Annotated in this window: 18 protein-coding genes; 14 read left to right on the top strand and 4 right to left on the bottom strand. The window is 63.4% G+C overall.

Features of this window, described 5'->3' with window-relative positions; translation table 11 throughout:
• Positions 1-9: 9 nt before the first annotated feature.
• Both KY496_RS21545 and KY496_RS21540 read right to left on the bottom strand, forming a co-directional pair.
• A complete protein-coding gene (locus tag KY496_RS21545; RefSeq protein WP_219862366.1) occupies positions 10-2,787 on the bottom strand; it encodes a pitrilysin family protein in 2,778 nt (925 codons plus the stop codon).
• Between the two features lie 169 nt (positions 2,788-2,956).
• The gene (locus KY496_RS21540) at positions 2,957-4,108 is read right to left on the bottom strand and encodes a PQQ-dependent sugar dehydrogenase (protein ID WP_229520334.1); all 1,152 of its coding nucleotides are present in this window, start codon (positions 4,106-4,108) and stop codon (positions 2,957-2,959) included.
• 261 nt (positions 4,109-4,369) lie between these two features.
• Here KY496_RS21540 and KY496_RS21535 point away from each other — a divergent pair, with 261 nt between their 5' ends.
• The 6 genes from KY496_RS21535 (at position 4,370) to KY496_RS21510 (ending at position 8,779) form a co-directional block, all read left to right on the top strand.
• A complete protein-coding gene (locus KY496_RS21535; protein ID WP_307189439.1) occupies positions 4,370-4,822 on the top strand; it encodes a DUF882 domain-containing protein in 453 nt (150 codons plus the stop codon).
• Positions 4,823-4,880: 58 nt separating this feature from the next.
• Entirely contained in the window at positions 4,881-5,648 is a 768-nt protein-coding gene (locus KY496_RS21530) for a hypothetical protein (protein ID WP_229520333.1), read from the top strand.
• Complete coding sequence (locus KY496_RS21525; RefSeq protein WP_219862360.1) at positions 5,645-5,944, top strand: hypothetical protein; 300 nt, start codon at positions 5,645-5,647, stop codon at positions 5,942-5,944. The genes KY496_RS21530 and KY496_RS21525 overlap by 4 nt, the downstream gene beginning before the upstream one ends.
• A 118-nt stretch (positions 5,945-6,062) precedes the next feature.
• Positions 6,063-6,575, top strand: a complete 513-nt coding sequence (locus KY496_RS21520; RefSeq protein ID WP_184238090.1) for a ferritin-like domain-containing protein — start codon at positions 6,063-6,065, stop codon at positions 6,573-6,575.
• A 241-nt stretch (positions 6,576-6,816) separates the two neighbouring features.
• Positions 6,817-7,458 (top strand): IS607 family transposase, encoded by a 642-nt coding sequence (locus KY496_RS21515; RefSeq protein WP_184238089.1) that lies wholly within the window; start codon positions 6,817-6,819, stop codon positions 7,456-7,458.
• Positions 7,430-8,779, top strand: coding sequence for an RNA-guided endonuclease TnpB family protein (locus KY496_RS21510; protein ID WP_184238088.1), 1,350 nt, complete (start codon positions 7,430-7,432; stop codon positions 8,777-8,779). The genes KY496_RS21515 and KY496_RS21510 overlap by 29 nt, the downstream gene beginning before the upstream one ends.
• A 69-nt stretch (positions 8,780-8,848) precedes the next feature.
• Here the strand turns inward: KY496_RS21510 and KY496_RS21505 are convergent, their stop codons facing one another.
• Positions 8,849-10,174, bottom strand: a complete 1,326-nt coding sequence (locus tag KY496_RS21505) for an ISNCY family transposase (RefSeq protein ID WP_005671140.1) — start codon at positions 10,172-10,174, stop codon at positions 8,849-8,851.
• Positions 10,175-10,282: 108 nt separating this feature from the next.
• On the opposite strand from KY496_RS21505, the gene KY496_RS21500 reads away from it, so the two are divergent.
• The 6 genes from KY496_RS21500 to KY496_RS21475 all read left to right on the top strand — a co-directional run bounded on the left by KY496_RS21500 (position 10,283) and on the right by KY496_RS21475 (position 15,043).
• Entirely contained in the window at positions 10,283-10,729 is a 447-nt protein-coding gene (locus KY496_RS21500) for an SRPBCC family protein (protein ID WP_219862358.1), read from the top strand.
• A gap of 69 nt (positions 10,730-10,798) precedes the next feature.
• The gene (locus KY496_RS21495; RefSeq protein WP_005663052.1) at positions 10,799-12,265 is read left to right on the top strand and encodes a sorbosone dehydrogenase family protein; all 1,467 of its coding nucleotides are present in this window, start codon (positions 10,799-10,801) and stop codon (positions 12,263-12,265) included.
• Between the two features lie 15 nt (positions 12,266-12,280).
• Positions 12,281-12,724, top strand: coding sequence for a thioesterase family protein (locus KY496_RS21490; RefSeq protein WP_005663055.1), 444 nt, complete (start codon positions 12,281-12,283; stop codon positions 12,722-12,724).
• Between the two features lie 115 nt (positions 12,725-12,839).
• Positions 12,840-13,445, top strand: coding sequence for an RNA polymerase sigma factor (locus tag KY496_RS21485; protein ID WP_219862356.1), 606 nt, complete (start codon positions 12,840-12,842; stop codon positions 13,443-13,445).
• 34 nt (positions 13,446-13,479) lie between these two features.
• Positions 13,480-13,971 (top strand): hypothetical protein, encoded by a 492-nt coding sequence (locus KY496_RS21480; RefSeq protein WP_229520332.1) that lies wholly within the window; start codon positions 13,480-13,482, stop codon positions 13,969-13,971.
• A gap of 22 nt (positions 13,972-13,993) precedes the next feature.
• Positions 13,994-15,043: a hypothetical protein gene (locus tag KY496_RS21475; protein ID WP_071360595.1), complete on the top strand. Its 1,050-nt coding sequence runs from the start codon at positions 13,994-13,996 to the stop codon at positions 15,041-15,043.
• Between the two features lie 87 nt (positions 15,044-15,130).
• Here the strand turns inward: KY496_RS21475 and KY496_RS21470 are convergent, their stop codons facing one another.
• The gene (locus KY496_RS21470; RefSeq protein ID WP_219862354.1) at positions 15,131-15,625 is read right to left on the bottom strand and encodes a DUF3016 domain-containing protein; all 495 of its coding nucleotides are present in this window, start codon (positions 15,623-15,625) and stop codon (positions 15,131-15,133) included.
• A 166-nt stretch (positions 15,626-15,791) separates the two neighbouring features.
• On the opposite strand from KY496_RS21470, the gene KY496_RS21465 reads away from it, so the two are divergent.
• The gene (locus KY496_RS21465; RefSeq protein WP_005663064.1) at positions 15,792-16,529 is read left to right on the top strand and encodes a DNA-formamidopyrimidine glycosylase family protein; all 738 of its coding nucleotides are present in this window, start codon (positions 15,792-15,794) and stop codon (positions 16,527-16,529) included.
• 189 nt (positions 16,530-16,718) lie between these two features.
• Positions 16,719-18,224: an HD domain-containing phosphohydrolase gene (locus tag KY496_RS21460; RefSeq protein WP_184238079.1), complete on the top strand. Its 1,506-nt coding sequence runs from the start codon at positions 16,719-16,721 to the stop codon at positions 18,222-18,224.
• The last annotated feature ends 288 nt before the right edge of the window (positions 18,225-18,512 follow it).

Raw genomic sequence — 18,512 nt, 5'->3', positions numbered from 1 at the left:
AAGACAACATTACGGCAGCGGCTTGCCGTCCACGTCGATGCGGCGCACCTCGCCCAGGTTCAGGGCGCGGATGTCCTTCTCGACCTTGGCCATGTCGCCCACCACCACCCACACCAGCCGGTCGGCCACGAAGCTGCGCGCGGCCAGGGCGTTGGCCTGCTGCGGCGTGAGCGCCAGCGCCTTTTCGGTATAGGTGTTGAAGTAATCCTCGGGCAGGCCGTACTGCAGGATCGTGGAATAGGCGCCGGCCAGCTGGCCCGCGGTCTCGAAGCTGCCCGGCAGGCGCAGGGTTTTATTGTCCTGCGCGAACTTGAGCTCCTCGTTCGCGATCGGCTTGGCGCCGGCGATGTTGCGGTATTCGCCCACCAGCTCCTTCAGCGCGTCGCCGGTCTTGTCGGTCTGCACCGGCGAGACGCTCATGAACTGGCGCTGGCCGATCGCCGGCGACACCAGGCTGCGCACGCCGTACGACCAGTGCTTGTCTTCGCGCAGGTTCATATTGATGCGCGAGCTGAAGGTGCCGCCGAACACGTCGTTGACGATCTCGAGCGGCAGTGCCTCGGGGCTGTTACGCGGCGGCGCCAGCTGGCCGCCCAGGATCACGCTCTGCAGCGCGCCGGGACGGTCGACCAGGTAGACCACCGGCGCGGCGCGCGGCGCCACCGTGTCGATCACTTTCTTGGGCACCTCGCCCGCCTTCCAGGCGCCGAAGGCTTTCTCGAGCATCGGCTTGATCTCGGCCAGCGTGGTGTCGCCCACCACCAGCAGCGTGGCGTTGTTCGGCTTGAACCAGGTGGCGTGGTACTTCACCAGGTCGGCGCGCGTCATGCGCTTGACGGCGTCCTCGGTGCCGGTGCCGGTGCCCGGCTTGGCGTACACGTGGTTATGCCCGTACAGCAGGGCCGGCGCAAGGCGCATCGCGATCGATTGCGGATCGGACTTCTCGCGCGCGATCGCGGCCAGGCGGTCCTGCTGCAGGCGCACGAATTCGTTCTGCGGGAAGGCGGGATTGAGCACCAGGTCCGCATACAGGTTCAGCGCCTGCGGCAGCGTGGCCTTGAGCGCGTTCATGCCAACGAAAGCGCCGTCCAGGTTGGTGCTGGCGCCGAAGGTCGCGCCCAGGCTTTCCAGCTCCTCGCCGATCTGCAGCGATTTGCGCGAACTCGTGCCTTCTTCGAGCATGCGCAGGGCCAGGCTGGCCACGCCGGGCATCGTGGCGCTGTCCGAGGCGTAGCCGCTGTCGACCAGCATCTGCAGGTTGACGATCGGCGCTTCATGGCGCTCGGCCAGCACGACATTCAGGCCGTTCGACAAGGTGGTGCGCTGCATCGGCGGCAGCTTGAGCGACATCGCCTTGCCGGTGTCCGGCGCCTTGCTGCGGTCCAGGCCGGTATTGGTCGCTGCCAGGCCGGTCGGGAACGGGTCGATCTGCAGCACGAAGTCGCCGTCGCTGAGCCAGTCGTTCATGGCCTTCCTGACCATGGCCGGGGTGGCATCCTTGATGCGCTGCAGGTAAACCTTGTAGCAGTCCGGATTGCCGGTATAGGTCTCGCACGAGGCCAGCAGGTCGCTCTTGCCGCCGAAGCCGCCGACGCGCTCGATCATGCGCGTGTACTGGGCCAGGATCGCGGTCTTGGCCAGGCGCAGTTCGGCGTCCGTAGGGCCGCTCTTCATCAGCGCGCGCAGCTCTTCGTCGGCGACTTTTTCCATCTTCGCCACGTCGGCGCCCGGACGCGCGGTCAGGGTCATGCTGAACTGGCCGCCGATCTCGGACGAGCTGTCGCTCGCGGTCGCACTAGTGGCCAATTGATCCTGGTACACCAGGCGTTTATACAGGCGCGAGGTCTTGCCGCCGCCCAGCACGCGCGCCGCCAGGTCGAGCAACGCTTCCTCTTGCGTGTGCGCGCCCGGCACGTTCCAGGTGCGATAGATGCGCGACTGCGGCACGCGGTCCTGCGCCACCGTGCGGTGGGTGCCAGTGCGCTTGGCGATCCAGGCGTCATGCTTGGCCAGCGGCGGGCCCGGCGGGATCGCGCCGTAGAAGCGCTCGACCTTCTCGCGCGCTTCGTCCGGCGAGATATCGCCCGACAGCACCAACACCGTGTTGTTCGGGCCGTAGTTCTGCTTGAACCAGTCCTGCACGTCGGTCATCGAGGCCGCGTCGAGGTCTTCCATCTTGCCGATCACGGTCCAGGAATACGGATGGCCGGCCGGGTAGGTATTGGTGGTCAACAGTTCCCAGGCAATGCCGTAGGGCTGGTTCTCGTATTGGCGTTTTTCGTTCTGCACCACGCCGCGCTGGATGTCGAGCTTCTTCTTGTCGACCGTGCCGAGCAGGTAGCCCATGCGGTCGCTCTCGGCGAACAGCGCATAGTCGAGCATCGAGGTCGGCACGTTCTGGAAGTAGTTGGTGCGGTCCTGGTTGGTGGTGCCGTTCAGGTCGGTCGCGCCGATGCGCTCCATCGCGTTCAGGTAGGTGTGCTTGAAGTTGTCGCTGCCGCTGAACATCAGGTGCTCGAACAGGTGGGCGAAGCCGGTCTTGCCCACCTTCTCGTTCTTGGAGCCGACGTGGTACCAGGTATTGATCGCCACCACCGGCGTCTTGCGGTCTTCGTGCACCAGCACCGTCAGCCCGTTCTTGAGCGTGAACTTGGTGTACTTGATGTCCGGGATCGGGATGTCCGGCGTGGCGGCCGGTTTTGCCGGCGCGGCCTGGATGGAAGACGTGCCGAACGCAAGCGCGAGCGCTGCGGCCAGGCCGATGGTGCGACGAACGGAAACTGCCATGCTTCTCCTCCTGAAAGGGGCGGGACGGGAATGAAACGCACAAGGCGCGCCTCAGGGACGCGCCTTGCAAACATTCATTCTAGGCAGGTTTCACGTTGTCAACAAACAAAAACATGATGCATATGCCAGGTTTGACCCAACATCATGCAGCGCGCATCACTTGGGGACCTCAGCGCGGCACGATCCGGAGCAGGCTGCCCTTGGCTTCGTCGGTCAGTACGTACAGCTGGCCGTCCGGGCCCTGGCGCACGTCGCGCACGCGCTTGCCGACCGGCAGCAGCTCCTGGGCCGTCACCTTGCCCTGGGCGTCGAGCTGCACGCGGCGCACGTCCTGGCCGGCCAGGCTGCCGCTGAACAGGCTGCCCTGCCATTGCGGGAAGGCTTTACCCGTATAGAAGGCCAGGCCCGACGGCGCCGGCGACGGGGTCCACACGACGATCGGCTGCACCGTGCCCGGCACCACCTTCATGCCGATCGGCTCGCGCGTGCCGTAGTCCAGCGTATAGCTTTGCAGCGGCCAGCCATAGTTCTTGCCGGCCTCGATCACGTTGATTTCGTCGCCGCCGCGCGAGCCGTGCTCGTTGGCGTAGACGCGGCCGCTCTTCGGATCGCGCGCCAGGCCCTGCACGTTGCGGTGGCCGTAGCTGTAGATCTCGGGACGGGCGTTGTCCTTGCCGGCGAACGCGCCCTTGCCGACCGGCTGGCCGGTGTCCGTCAGGTGCAGGATCTTGCCGGTGTGCGAGGCCAGGCTCTGGGCATGGTCGCGCGCCAGCATATTGCCGATGCGCTGAGGCGTATTGCCGCCGTCGCCGATGCTCATCAGGAGCGTGTTATCGGGCAGGAACAGAATGCGCGAGCCGAAGTGCTGGCCGCCGCTCTTGCCGAGGTTGACCGCGAACAGTTGCTTGAGGCCGGTCACGCGCTTGCCGTCGAACACGCCCTGCACCAGCACGGTCCGGTTCTCGTCGTCGCTGCCGCTGGACATCGTCATGTAGATGCGCGGGTTGGTTTTATCGGCGGGATGGACCGCGATGTCGAGCAGGCCGCCCTGGCCGCTGGCATACAGGTTCGGCAAACCGTCCAGAGGAATTTGCTGGAAGCTCTTGCCGTTTAACAGGTGCAGCGTGCCCTGCTTGCCCGTGACCAGCATGCGGCCATCCGGCAACCAGGCCATGCCCCAGGGCTGCGGCGCGCCGGTGGCGACCGTTTCGAGCTTCCAGCCCTTGGCCAGCGGCGGCTTGTCGACCGGCGTCACTTCTTGCGCCACGGCGGCAGCGCCGACCGTCGCCAGTGCGGCGGCCAGAACCAGTTTTTTGCTCAAGAACTTTCTGACAATACTCGGCATGACTTCCTCTCTCAAAAAACATTGAACACTTGACATCGTAGCTGATTCGCCGCATTTTCCATCATTTTATCTGCACGTTCGACGCAATCGGCGTATCATTGATGGTTCAGCGAACCAGCGTAAGGACTCCCTTCAATGATTCAACGACGCTCCTTCCTCAAGAGCTCTCTCCTCCTCGCATCTTCCTCCCTCGCCCTTCCAACCCTTGCCAAGAATACATCACCTGACAGCAGTGTCCTGTCGGGCGAGTGCTGCCTGCGCTTCTACAATACGCACACCGGCGAGAAGTTGAAGAGCACGTTCTGGGCCGAAGGCGAGTTCGTCCCCGATGCCCTGAAAGACATCAATAAAGTGCTGCGCGACCACCGCAGCGGCAAGGTCGCCGAGATCGATCCGCAACTGCTGCTGCTGCTCGGCCAGCTCAATAGCAAGCTCGACAATAGCAAGGAACTGCACATCATCTCGGGCTACCGCGCGCCTGAATCGAACGCCTTCCTGCGCAGCCACGGCAGCGGCGGCGTCGCCAAGCGCAGCCTGCACATGGACGGCAAGGCAATCGACATCCGCCTGCCGGGCACCGACCTGCGCAACCTGCAGAAAGCGGCGATGTCGCTCAAGGGCGGTGGCGTCGGCTATTACGCCAGCTCGCAGTTCGTGCATATGGATACCGGCCGCGTTCGGTACTGGTAAGACCATGACGCGGCAGATCGTCCGCGTTGTGTCTTCGCTTGCCATGGGCTCCGTGCTCATGGCCGCTTCACTCTGCCTGCCGGCCTCGGCCGCCGGCCAGAACACCGTCACCGTCAAGTCCACCCGTGACCCGGTCGACAAGTCCTATCGCAAGATGATCCGCGGCATGGAGCGTTTCGAGCGCGAACGCGCCTTTGCTCCCAACGCCACCCTGCGCTTCCAGCTGCTGCCGCGCCTGCCGTCGACGGACATGCGCGGCATCACCTTGCGCATTGCGGGCGACACCGTGTCGGTGCCGGTGCCCGTCGATGAGAACAATTTCTTCGTCCTGCCACACAACGCCCAGGCCTTGCAGGAAGACGCCGCCGTGCTCGCCAGCCGCAAGACCGCCAGCATGACCTGGCGTGCACGGATCGAGACACCGGGCCTGCCGCCGGGCACGCGGCGCCTGGGCGACCTGCGCCTGGAGTGCCGGGTGGGCAAGGAAGCCGGCCTGGTCTCGAACAGCTCGCCGCTGTTCGGCTGGATTTCGGATGCGCTGAACACGCCCGAGGGCGTGTGCACCAGCCCGGACGGCAACTACCTGTTCTTCGCCGAACGGCCGATCTTTGCGGTCACGCTGCGCGCCGGCGAGCGGGTTGAAACATTGCCCTTCAATATGCTGTATGCCGGCGGCGAACAGACGCCCGACATGCTGCCCTTCTGCGATTGCCAGGCGCTGCTCGACCGCACTTATTATGTGCCGCTGTGGGATGCGAGCTGGCCCGACGATACCCTGGTCGAGTTCGAATACATGGTCGATGCGCCAGCCGGGGTGGCGCCATGAGGCTGCGACTTCTCTTGTGCGCGGCGTTACTGGCGGGCTGCGCCACCCAGCCCGCGCCGCCCGGTTCCGTCGTCGCGGCCGAGCGGCTGTCCGCGACCGTGATGGCCGGGCGCACGACGAAGGCGGAGTTGCTGGCCGCCTTCGGCCCGACGAAAAGCGTGCGCTTCGACAGCGGCTACGAGGCCTGGGTCTACCAGTCACCGGCCGGCGGCGGGCAATTTTCCGAATTCGTCGTGCTGATCGACCCTGCCGGCGTCGTCAGCAAGACGCGCACGCGCGCCCCATCAATGCCATGACATCCGGTGCGCCGGATTCATCGACAATGTGTAGCACCTAACAAACATGATTCGCCAACTCTGCGAAGGTTATGGCAGGGCGAACTTCGCCACCTGTACAAACATTCACGGAGGAATCATGACGACCACTGCAGACGAGAATTTCAACGACTGGCTGCGCGATGCCCACGCAATGGAAAAGCAGGCCGAGCAGATGCTGACCGCGCAGGCCGAGCGCCTCGAACACTATCCTGAGCTGCGCGCGCGCATCGTCCAGCACATCGACGAGACCCGCTGGCAGCACGGCATCCTCGACGAAATCCTGGCCCGCCGCGGCACCGACAACTCGATCCTGAAAGACATCGGCGGCCGCCTGGCGGCCTTCGGCCAGGCCGTGGGCGGCATGGCGGCCAGCGACGAAGTCGTCAAGGGCGCCATGGCCGGTTATGTGTTCGAGAACGTCGAGATCTCGAGCTATACGGCGCTGATCGCAGCGGCGAAGTCCGTCGGCGACACGGCAACCCAGGCCCAGCTGGAGCAGATCCTGGAACAGGAAAAGGCGATGGCGGCCTGGCTGCTGGAGCACCTGCCGCAAGTGACCCAGGCCTTCCTGGCGCGTTCGGCTACTCCGGGCGTCGAAGCGAAGAAATAATCGCATAGGCTAGCAGCTGCCCATTTGTTGGGCAGAGACAATGGTTTGGAATGGCGCGGCTTGCGCTGTTCCAAACCATTCGTCATTTGGCGCATCAAAATCTCGGCGCCGGTGTCGAATCCGGGAGTGTTGCTTCGTCGTGGCGTTCAGAGGGATGTCCTCTGCCGCTACCACACAAGGAGCGGAACTCTAGTCACAATTATGGTGTCTGAATCTACGTAAGCGTATATGCGAGAACACCATGGAAATGATGCTGAAGACTGGAGCGGCAGCGCGCCGGCTTGGCGTGACACCCAAGACGTTGCAACGCTGGGATCGCTGTGGCACGTTCTCTCCATTGGCGCGTAGCCCAACTGGCCTGCGCCTCTATAGCGAAACGCAGATTGCTGAGCGGATCGGATTGCAGTCACGCCCGGTTCCATACCGGATCGTCGCTTACTGCAGGGTGTCGAGTGCTGCGCAAAAGTCTGATTTGCGCAATCAGCGCCGGGTTCTGGAAGAGTTTTGCACAGCCCGTGGACTGGCGAATGTCGAGTTCATCGAAGAGATCGGCGGCGGACTCAATTTCAAGCGTCCGCGCTTGCTGGAACTGACCGATGCGATCGGGCGAGGCGAGGTGTGCACCCTGGTGCTGGCGCACCGGGATCGCCTGACGCGCTTCGGGTATGAATGGTTCGAACACATAGCGCACGAGCGTGGCTGCGAGCTCCTCGTACTGAATCAGGAGCGCCTGTCCCCCGAACAGGAGATGGTGCAGGACATGATGACCATCGTGCATTGCTTCTCAAGTCGTTTATATGGGTTGCGCAACTATCGCCGCCAGTTGGATGTTGCATTGAACAAGGATGTGCGCAATGTTGCTGTCACATCGCATCCGGCTTGAAGCCACATCCGAGCAGCGCGACTATTTCGCACGTGCGGCAGGGACGGCGCGCAAGGTCTGGAACTGGGCGCTGGCTGAGTGGCAGCGGCAAACCGCATTGGGCCAGCGGCCAGATGCCATGAAACTGAAAAAGCAGTTCAATGGGATCAAGTATGCCCACCCGGACTGGCTCGACGCCGAAAGCAAACCGTGGTTGCGAACAATCCACCGCGATGCGCATGCGCAGCCTTTCGCGCATCTTCAGCGAGCTTGGCGTCGCTACGTCGAGCAACGGCAAGCCGGCAAGAAAGCCTATCCACCGACGTTTAAACTGAAAGGCCGCTGCCGGGACTCGTTTTATATTGCCAACGACAAGATTCGTTTTGAGGGCAAATGCGCCGTGCTGCCAAAGATCGGAGAGGTATTGCTGGCCGAGGTCCTGCGGCTCCCCGGCAAGATCATGGGCGCCTGCGTGTCGCGTGAAGCCGACCATTGGTATCTGGCGGTGCAGGTCAAGCTGCCGGAGCAATTGGCCCGTCTTCAGCGCCAGGGCGATGGCGTAGTTGGGGTCGATCTCGGCGTGAGCGCCGCGGCCGTTCTGTCCAGCGGCGAGAAGATCGCGGCCCCACGGCCGCTACGTGCAAGCCAGCGGCGCCTGCGCATCCGTTCGCGGCGCCATGCACGCAAGCTGAAAGCAGCGAAGGCCGGTGCCGGGATTACGGGCGCGATCCCGAAAGGTGTGCGTTTGCCGGTGTCGCGCAACCGGAAAAAGGATGCGCGTGCGCTGGCGCGCCTTCACGCGCACATCATGCATGTACGCACCGACTTCATCCATAAGCTCACGACTCGCCTGTGCCGCGAGAACCAAGCGGTGGCGATCGAAGACCTGAACGTAAGCGGCATGCTGGCCAACCATCGGCTGGCGCGGGCGATCGCCGACGTTGGGTTTTACGAGATCCGGCGTCAGCTCCAATACAAGGCGCAACGTTACAACACGTTATTGGTGCTGGCGGATCGCTGGTATCCATCCAGCAAACTGTGTTCGACATGCGGCGCGCATTACATCGGGTTGAAACTCGGTGAGCGCAATTGGATTTGCGCCTGCGGCGCGCGTCACGACCGTGACGTGAACGCCGCGGTCAATCTGCAACGGCTCGCCACCGGCGCCCTTGTGGCGAGAATGGCGCTACCCGAGGCGAGTCATGCGGCAATGTATGGCACTGCTGCTGGAGCGGTTCCAGCGGCAGGCGGGAAAGTCACGCCTGTCAGGTACGAGCACGGTCAACAGGACGGCTCGGGGCAGGAAGAGAACGGAGCGCACCTGTGTGCACCTTTTCGATAGCAGACTGTCAACGCTAAATAGAAATGTCCCCTGTTGCGCAAAGTAGAAATGTCCCTCTTGCCAATTTGATCACGGGTTGGTAACAGGGGCCAGATGCGATTTCGTATGGGCGAACTCAGCACGTACAGGGACGGTGCCCGGTTGCGTTTCCATGCGTTTTTTCCAGGGGTGTCCGATAGGCTGTGGCGGTTGGCGTCGGGCGAGTGCCTGCTCGACCTTGCCATTGATGTCCTTGCCGTCGATCGCCTCATGCTGCTTGATTGGCTTGCTGCTGCATGTGTGCTGCAAAACCCGGCCTTGCCAGACGACCTCGGTCGCACTTTCCGGATGGGTGACGATAGTAACGCTGGCGCCACGCAATGCTCGCCCCTGGTCGGCAATTTGGATCTGATACAGCAAGCCATTGAACTGACAGCTCAGGTTGCTCGACAGGCGGCGAGGTGTATGCACCGAGAGGATTCGGCGTAGAGCAGCTTCGGTTCCGCCATACGGCACATGAGCGTCTTCAGGCAGCACGGCCGTGACGGCAAAGCGCCGGTTGAAGGCGCGAATGAACTGCGGTAGCCAGGCATTGGCAGCCTGCTGGCTACTGATGCCCTGTAACCGCATCTCCTTTACCAAGCGGTCCTGCAAGGTCTGATTGGCTCGCTCGACTCGTCCCTTGGCCTGCGGGCTGTTAGCCTGGATGCCCTCGATACCGAGTTGTTCCAATGCGCGTGCAAACTGCGTTTGCCCTTCACCGACGCCACTCTTGTCGCCCGTGCTGATCCGGAAGATGCTATGACGATCGCTGTACAGGGCCGCTGGCAGGCCATGATTTCTGATGTGCTCCTCCAGCAAACTCATGTATCCAAGCGTCGTCTCGGCATCGACGAAACGCAATGCCATCAGCTCGCTCGTGGCATCGTCGATAAACACCAACAGGCTGCAGCGGGGCGCGCGGCCCTCGAACCAGTCGTGCGGCGATCCATCGATCTGGATCAGCTCTCCGCGCCGCGCCCTGCGCTCGCGCATTGCGTGTGTCCGCGCTGTTGCGCCACGACGCGGTTTCCACAGTTGCGCCGCAATCATCGCCTTGCGCACCGTTTCCACTGATAGGCGGATCTCATGCAGTTCGTCGAGCTTCTCGCATGCCAACGTCGGACCGAAATCCGCATAGTGCGCCCTGATCAGGTCCAATGCCTTGGACAGCTTCTCTTGTGGCGTGCGTCGATTCGACGGTTTGCCCCGGCTCTTGCTCAGTAGCCCTGCATTGCCCTCGTCGAGCATACGCCGCTTCAGACGTTTCACCTGGCGCGTGCTGATGCCCAGCCTCCTGGCAGCACTTTCCTGATCCAGCTTACCCTCAACTACCTGTGCCATCACCTGGCTACGCAACACGTCTTTGGCTGTCATCTTGAGCACTGTCCCGTCCCCCTTCAGGGCATCCTAGGGGACATTTCTACTTAGCGGAGAGGGGACATTACTACTTTGCGCTAACACCTTTTCGATAGCAGACCAACCATGTCCACCAATACCGTCGAGCTGCACCGCGTACTCAGATCGACACCGGATCGCCTGTTCCGCGCCTTCACCACTCCCGGCGCCTATGCAAAATGGCTGCCGCCTTATGGCATGTTCGCCACCGTCCACGAGATGGATGGCCGGGTCGGCGGCCGCTACCGGATGTCCTTCACCAACTTCACCAACGGCCGCAGCGAGACCTTCGGCGGCGAATACCTGGAGCTGGAGCCCGGCAAGCGCGTGCGCTACACGGCCGAGTTCGACGACCCGCAATTGCCCGGCCAGATGCAGACCACGGTCGTCATGCGAGAAATCTTTTGCGGAGTCGAGGTGCATATCAGGCAAGAAGGCATTCCTGCCCAGATCCCGGTCGAGCTGTGCTACCTGGGTTGGCAAGAATCGCTCGAACAACTGGCGAAACTGGTCGAGCCCGACATCAAGGACTGAGCCAAGACAGAACGACGTGGTATTGCTGGCACACTAACGCAAGCGAAAACGACCGTCATGGAGGCGGGCATGCGCATCGGGCATCTGCGGACCATGCTGTTGCCGTTCGTGGCCATGCTCATCGGCCTGACCCTGCTCGCCTGCGGTGGCGGTGGCGGCAGTCCAGGCATCACCGGCGCGGTCCCGCCACCGGCCAGCACCGGATCGCTAGCCGTCAGCGCCAGCGGCCTGCCGGCCGGCGTCAATCCCGCCCTGCGGGTCACCGGTCCCAACAATTACCTGCAAGACCTCACACAATCGCAAACCCTCGCCAACCTGGCGCCCGGCAGCTATAACGTGTCGGCCTCGGCTGTCACGAGCGGCGGCGTCACCTACCAGCCGGCGCCCGCCTCGCAAGCGGCGACCATCAGCGCCGGCGCCACCGCGTCCGCCACGGTGAGCTATGGCAGCGGCACGCTGACGCTCGTCACGACGCAGGTCGTCGCCGGGCTCGACAACCCGACCTGGCTGACCGCCCCGCCCGGAGACCTGCGCCTGTTCGTCAGCGAGCGGCCGGGCCGGGTGCGCATCGTCGACAACGGCAGCACGCGCGACCAGCCCTACCTCGACATCGGCGCGCGCGTATTCACCGAAGGCGAAGGCGGGCTGCTGTCGTTCGCCTTCGATCCGCAGTTCGCTCGCAACGGTTATTTCTACGTCTGCTACACCGACTTGCAGCGCAATATCGTGATCGAGCGCTTCAGCGCCGGCGCCACGGCAACGGCCGCCAATCCGACCTCCGGTCTGGTCATCCTGCGCATCGCGCATCCGACCTACCAGAACCATGTCGGCGGCCAGCTCGCCTTCGGCCCGGACGGCTACCTGTACCTGGGCACCGGCGACGGCGGCGGCGCCAGCGATCCGCAAGGCAATGCGCGCAACCAGGCCAGCCTGCTCGGCAAGCTGCTGCGCATCGACGTGGCGGGCGCCACGGCCGCCCACCCCTATACGATTCCCACCAGCAATCCCTATCGCGACGCGACCGGGCGCCGCCCCGAGATCTGGGCTTCCGGCCTGCGCAACCCGTGGCGCTTCAGCTTCGACGCCAGCCAGCTGTATTTACCAGACCCCGGCCAGGACCGGCGCGAAGAAATCAATATCGTCGGCACGGCCCAGGCCAGCCTGGACTATGGCTGGAACGTCATGGAAGGAACGCTGTGCTACGGCGCCGAGACTTGCGAGCGCGCCGGGCTGACCCTGCCCGTCTTCGAATACGACCACGGCGCGAACGACGTCAACGGTTGCTCGATCACCGGCGGCTTCGTGTACCGCGGGCGCGCCCTGCCCGAGCTGGCGGGCCGCTATTTCTATTCCGATTTGTGCGGCGGCTACCTGAAGAGTTTCCTTGCCACCGGCAACGGCATCATCGAACAGCGCGACTGGGAGATCGACGACATCGGCCGCATCGTGTCTTTCGGCCAGGATGCCCAAGGCGAGCTGTACTTACTCACTGGTGGCGGGGCCATCCATAAAATTGGACGCGGCCCCACACAATGAGTTTAGAATAAAGAGATGGCACGCCTACAACTCAATCTTCCCGAAGACCAGTTTTACTATTCGACGCAGCTGACGGTACGGGTCACGGACATCAACGCCGCCAACCACCTGGGCAATGAATCGATGATCGCGATGATCTCCGAAGCCAGGGCGCGCTTCCTGTTCGAATTCGGTGTCGCCGAGACCGAGCGCGACGGCAACGGCATCATCGTCACCGACCTGGCCGCGACCTACCGCGCCGAAGCGTATGGACGCGACCAGTTGCTGTTCGAAGTCGGCGTCATGGATTTCAACAAGTACGGCGGCGACCTGATCTTCCGCATCACCCGGCCGCGCGACAAGACCCTGATCGCCATGGCCAAGTCCGGTTTCGTCTTCTTCAACTACAAGACCAGCCAGGTGTGCTACATGCCCGACGATTTCCGCAACAAGTTCGATCGCGTAAACTGGATCGACTAAGAGATCACACCCCACTGTACGCCCCGTCCCGGTTTCCGGCACGGGGCGTTTTGTTTTCTAAAAATAGTTGGAACTTTTCGGAGTACTCGGCGGAATACAAGAAAAGAAGACTGCCATGACCTCGACGACAGAACAACTTGACACCGACCTGCTGCGCCAGGTCCACGCCGGGCAGGCCGAGGCGTTCACGGCGCTGTACCGGCGGCACCAGGGCCCCTTGTACCGCTACGCGCTGCTGCGCTGCGGCTCGGGCGATGCGGCGGCCGACATCGTGCAGGAAGCCTTCATGGGCCTGCTGACGGGACGGCTCGGCTACGACCCGCTATGTGGCCAGCTGCAGCACTTCCTGTTCGGCGTGGCGCGCAACCTGGCGCTCAAGCTGGACGAAGCGCGCCAGCGCCATCCGCAGCTGCCCGAACCGTTGGGCGATGAAGGCGAACCGGACCTGGACGCGGCCAGCGACGCCGCCGGACCGCTGGCGCGGCTGCTCGGCAACGAGGCGGCCGAAGAGGTGCGGCGCGCGCTGTCGCTGCTGCCGCCGCACTACCGCGATCCCGTGATCCTGTACGAGCTGCACGATCTGTCGTACCAGGAGATCGCCACCGTCTGCCAGGTCGACATCGGCACCGTGCGCTCGAGGCTGGCGCGTGGACGGGCGGCGCTGGCCAAGCGGCTGCACGGGCTGCAAGGCGCGCCGTCGAACGATGCCCACCTCGCCTAGGACGGGCGACAAGCGAATGACGCTGGAAGGAAGAATGATGAACGACCAAAACGACAATCTCGACCCGCTACTGGCCACCGGCTTGGCCGCGCTGCGCGGCGAGCTGGCGGGGCACGATGCGCCACGCTGCGTGGAAAAGGAATTGCTGCAGGCCTTCGCCCGCCAGTTCCCGAAAAAGCAGCCCTGGTACCGCAAACTGTCGCTGCCCCAATGGGGCACGGCCGGCGCCCTCGCCTCGCTGTGCGGCGTGGCCGTGCTGCTGGCGCTGGCGCCGCACCAGGCGATCACGGTCGGTCCGCCGGTGATCGGCGTCGACGACGGCGCCGCCTTCATCGCCCTCGAATCGCTGGAACGGATCGAGCGCGAACCCTATACCCGGGTGGTCGAGGCCGAGCTGCCGCAGAGCGCGCTGGCGCCGCTGGGCATGCCGCTCAACCCGCAGACCGCGGGCGAGACGGTGCGCGCCGAAATGCTGGTGGCGCAGGACGGCCATCCCCTGGCGGTGCGCCTGAGCGCCGTCAACTGACACGATAGACTGTGAGGACTGTATGAATACCAGAACCATCCTGATCGCCACCCTGCTGGCAAGCGCCTTCGCTCCCGCCCTGGCCGAGGACTATACGATCGACCAGGGCAGCGACGGCGAGCGCCGCATCGTGATCCGCCAGGGCACGGTGACCTTGCCGCCCGGCCAGCAAGCGGCGCAGCGCGCCGGCGACAGCGCCAGCCTGGCCGCGTCCATGCTCAGGATCTCGGGCGCCGGCATCGTCAAGAACGCGCCCTACAGCGCCGAAGCGGTCTCGGAGAGCATGCAGCGGCTGGCCGACGGCAACCAGATCGTCAACACCTCGCGCTCGATGCAGTATCGCGACGGCGCCGGCCGCACCCGCACCGAAGTGCACGGCGACGACGGCGAAGTGCGCACCATCACCATCAGCGACCCGGTCGAAGGCGCGCGCTGGATCCTGAACCCGCAGCGCAAGAGCGCCACGCGCCTCGACATGACGTCCGAGCTCGCCCGCGCCGAAGCGGATGCCGCGCGCGCCGCGGCGACGCAGGCGCGGCGCGCCGCGGACCAGGCGCGCGAGCGCATCGACCAGCTGCGCAGGGAAGGCAAGCTGCCGGAGGGCACGCACATCATCGTCAAGGACGTCCAGCGCGGCGCGCAGCCGACCGAGGTGCGCGTGCGTGTCGCCGAGCCCATGCCCGCGGCGCGGGCGATGTCGGCCCAGATCGCGCCGCTGATCATCGGCGCCGTCAACGACGGCAAGTGGTCGGCCAAGGCGGTCACGCGCGAATTGGGCGGACGCGATTTCTCGGGCCTGCGCGCCGAAGGCAACCAGCGCAGCTACACGATCCCGGCCGGCGAAATCGGCAACCGCGCGCCGATCGAGGTCAGCAGCGAAACCTGGTACTCGCCCGAGCTGCAGGTGACGGTGTACCACAAGCGCAGCGATCCGCGCAGCGGCGACGTGGTATACCGACTCGACAAGCTCAAGCGCGGCGAGCCGCCTGCGGCCTTGTTCAGCGTTCCATCGGACTATACGGTGCGCGATCCGCTCAAGGTGAGCAGCAGGAAGGACGGAAAGGACGACTAGCGCCTGCCCGGGCTCGACAAGACGACGGCGCCCCGCGGAGCGCCGTCGTGTCTAGAGAAACAATTGGCCGCATATCCGGCCGCCGCCTCAACCACCCCGCTTCTTCTCCAGGATGGTCTCGTTGAACCACTCATCGATCATGCGCTTCTCGGCGCGCAGGCTGTCGCTGTCCGACAGGCGGTTGATGCGCTGCATATAGTTCATGTCGGCCAGCCGCGCATCGCCGCCCTTGAGCACCTGCCCGTTCTGGGTCAGCGAATAGCGCAGGTTGATGATCGGCCAATCCGCCGTGCCTTTCAGGATGCGCAGCTCGCGGCCACTGCGGAAATTCGGGTATTCGCGGCCGGCCAGGTCGACATCAAGGACGTCGATCGTCAGGTCCTGGCCTTCCGGCAGCTGGGCGCCGAGCTTGGTGAAATACTCGCTCAACTCCTTGAGCACCTGCTCGCGCTCCCATGGCGCGAAAGGCAGGTCGGCAAACTTGTCGGACTCGATGTAATTCACGGTGACGCCGGCCGATGCGGCGCCGGCTGTCAGCGCGAACAGGCCCGCAAAGGCCGTTTTCATCAGTAATGATTTCATCGCTTTTAGCTCCTCGGATTACTTTTATCGTTCGTCTTGCATTGAAATATACGCCGCTTCGGGCAGCCGCGCTCGTCTCGAATCGTCCAACTTTTGTATCGAAATGTTAGGCCTCGCACATGTCCCATAGATGGTGATGGATGAGAATGGCACAAGGGAGAATGCCATGCCGGAAGGTCCATCGCTCGTCATCTTGAAGGAACAATCGGCCCGTTTCGTCGGCCAGGACATCGTGCGCGCCGGCGGCAACGTGCGCGCCATCGATCCGGGCCGGCTGGTGGGCCAGCGCATCGTCGGCCTGCACACCTGGGGCAAGCATTTCCTGATCGAGACGCCCGACCTCGTCCTGCGCATCCATTTTTTGCTGTTCGGCACCTACCGCATCGACGAGCGGCGCGACAAGGAGCCGAGACTGTCGATCGAGACCGAAGACGGCGGCGAAATGAATTTCTACGCCTGCGCGATCCGCGAGATCGACCGCGCGACCTTCGAGGCCTATGACTTCAGCGCCGACGTCATGTCGGACAGCTGGGATCCGAAACAGGCGCGCAAGAAGCTGCGCGCGCGGCCCGAACTGCTGGCCTGCGACGCCCTGCTCGACCAGGACATCTTTTCGGGCGTCGGCAACATCATCAAGAACGAGGTGCTGTTTCGCATCCGCGTCCATCCGCTGTCGACCATGGGCGCGCTGCCGGCGCCCAAGCTGCGCGCCCTGGTCGACGAGGCGCGCCAGTACAGCTTCGACTTCCTCGGCTGGAAAAAAGCGTTCGTGCTCAAGCAGCACTGGCTGGCCCATGCCAGGAAGATCTGCCCGCGGTGCGATATTCCTTTCAAAAAAGCCAATCTCGGCAACACGCGACGGCGCGCCTTTTACTGCGAACGTTGTCAAAAACTTTACAACTGACGCAGGCTGTCTTGTGCCCGCAACACCGCCTCTTTGAGCGGGCTAGCTGTTACATTGCCGCTGCATAATTTCAATATTGCCTGTTGTTAATGGTCATGTGTCGTACTACAATCGACTTGACTCTGGGCTACATTTACGTTCAGAAATATTCTGTCCCAGACAACTTTTCAAACGATATCGGATTCGTCTATGTCCTTTCTGTCTTCCGCTGCGCCCAAGCTCGCACCCTGGAAAGTATTGCTGGTCGATGACGAACCCGACATCCATGACATTACCAAGCTGACCCTGTCGCGCTTCCGCCTCGACGGCCGCGCGCTATCCTTCGTGCATGCCTACAGCGGCGCCGAGGCGAAGGAAGTGCTGGCGCGCGAAAAAGACATCGCGCTGGTCTTCCTGGACGTGGTGATGGAGCGCGAGGACAGCGGCCTGGAAGTGGCGCGCTGGATGCGCCAGGAGCTCGACAACCAATTTACCCGCATCGTGCTGCGCACCGGCCAGCCAGGTCAGGCGCCCGAGGAACGCGTGATCGTCGACTACGACATCAACGATTACAAGGAAAAGACCGAGCTCGACCGCACCAAGCTGTTCACCACCACCTTCGCCGCCCTGCGCGCCTACCGCGACATCATGAAGGTCGACGAAGCGCGCCGCGTGCAGCAGACCTACCGCGAAGGCCTGGAACGGGTGATCGCCGCCTCCGCCCACATCTTCCAGCAACGCAACCTGAAGGACTTCGCCAACGGCCTGCTGCAGCAGGTGGTGGCCCTGCTGCGCCTGGAACAGAGCATGCTGCTGCGCCTGAAAGCGGCCAGCGTGATCACCGGCACCAGCCAGTACGAAGTGCTGGCCCAGATCGGCGACATGGGTGAGGAAGAGATCGGTCCAGAACTGCTCAGCCAGCTCGACGACGCGCGCCACAACCGCATCTCGCGCCTGCACGGCGACACTTATGTCGGCTATTTCCCGAACAATAGCGGCAAGGCGTCGCTGCTGGTGCTCAAGGGCGTGGACGAGATCTCGGACATCGACGCCCAGCTACTGGAAGTGTTCTGCTCGGGCGTGGCGATCGCCTTCGACAACATCCTTCTCAACCAGGAAATCACCGATACCCAGGCCGAACTGATCCTGCGCCTGGGCGACGTGGTCGAATCGCGCTCGCACGAGGCCGGCAACCACGTGCGCCGCATGTCCCAGGTCTGCCACATGCTGGCGCAAGCGTCGGGCATGCCGGAAGACGAGACGGCGGTCTTGATGCACGCCGCTCCGATGCACGACGTGGGCAAGATCGCGACGCCCGACGCGGTGCTGCTCAAGCCGGGCCGCCTGACCGAAGAAGAGTGGGAAATCATGAAGCAGCACCCGACCATCGGGCTGCAGATCCTGGACGGCTCGCAGCGCCCGATCCTGAAGGCGGCGGCGGTGATCGCCCACCAGCACCACGAGAAGTTCGACGGCACCGGCTATCCGCAGGGGCTGCGCGGCGAGGACATCCACCCGTATGCGCGCATCGTGGCCGTGGCCGACGTGTTCGACGCGCTGAGCCACAAGCGCTGCTACAAGGATGCATGGCCGCCGGCGAAGGTGACCGAGCACCTGCGTGAGGTGGCGGGGCATCACCTGGATCCGAAATATGTGGACCTGCTGATCAAGAATATGGACAAGGCGCTGGCGATCAATGAGAAGTGGCCGGACTGACAGGGAAAAGCGGAGTAGCTAACGTTTCCGCTTTAACCTGTTGAACGATAACGCTGTGACGATTGAAACAACCACGAAGGCATTAACAATAATATTGCCAGCCTTTTCTACGTACATAGTTGGTTCAACAAGCAAGATCGCGACATACGCCAACACTGCAGCTAAAAAACCTAGACCTAACGATACTAGTGTGCGTTTCATGGTGCGAAATTCTCCGCATTTGGACAGTTAAAGCACCCCAAATCCAAATATCATGTTGGGCATGGTTTGATCGAGAGTTCTACGAAA

Source organism: Massilia sp. NP310 (genome assembly GCF_019443485.1).
GTDB classification, from domain to species: domain Bacteria; phylum Pseudomonadota; class Gammaproteobacteria; order Burkholderiales; family Burkholderiaceae_D; genus Telluria; species Telluria timonae.
The sequence above is the reverse complement of the archived record's forward strand: the minus strand, read 5'-3'. Positions and strand labels throughout refer to the sequence as shown.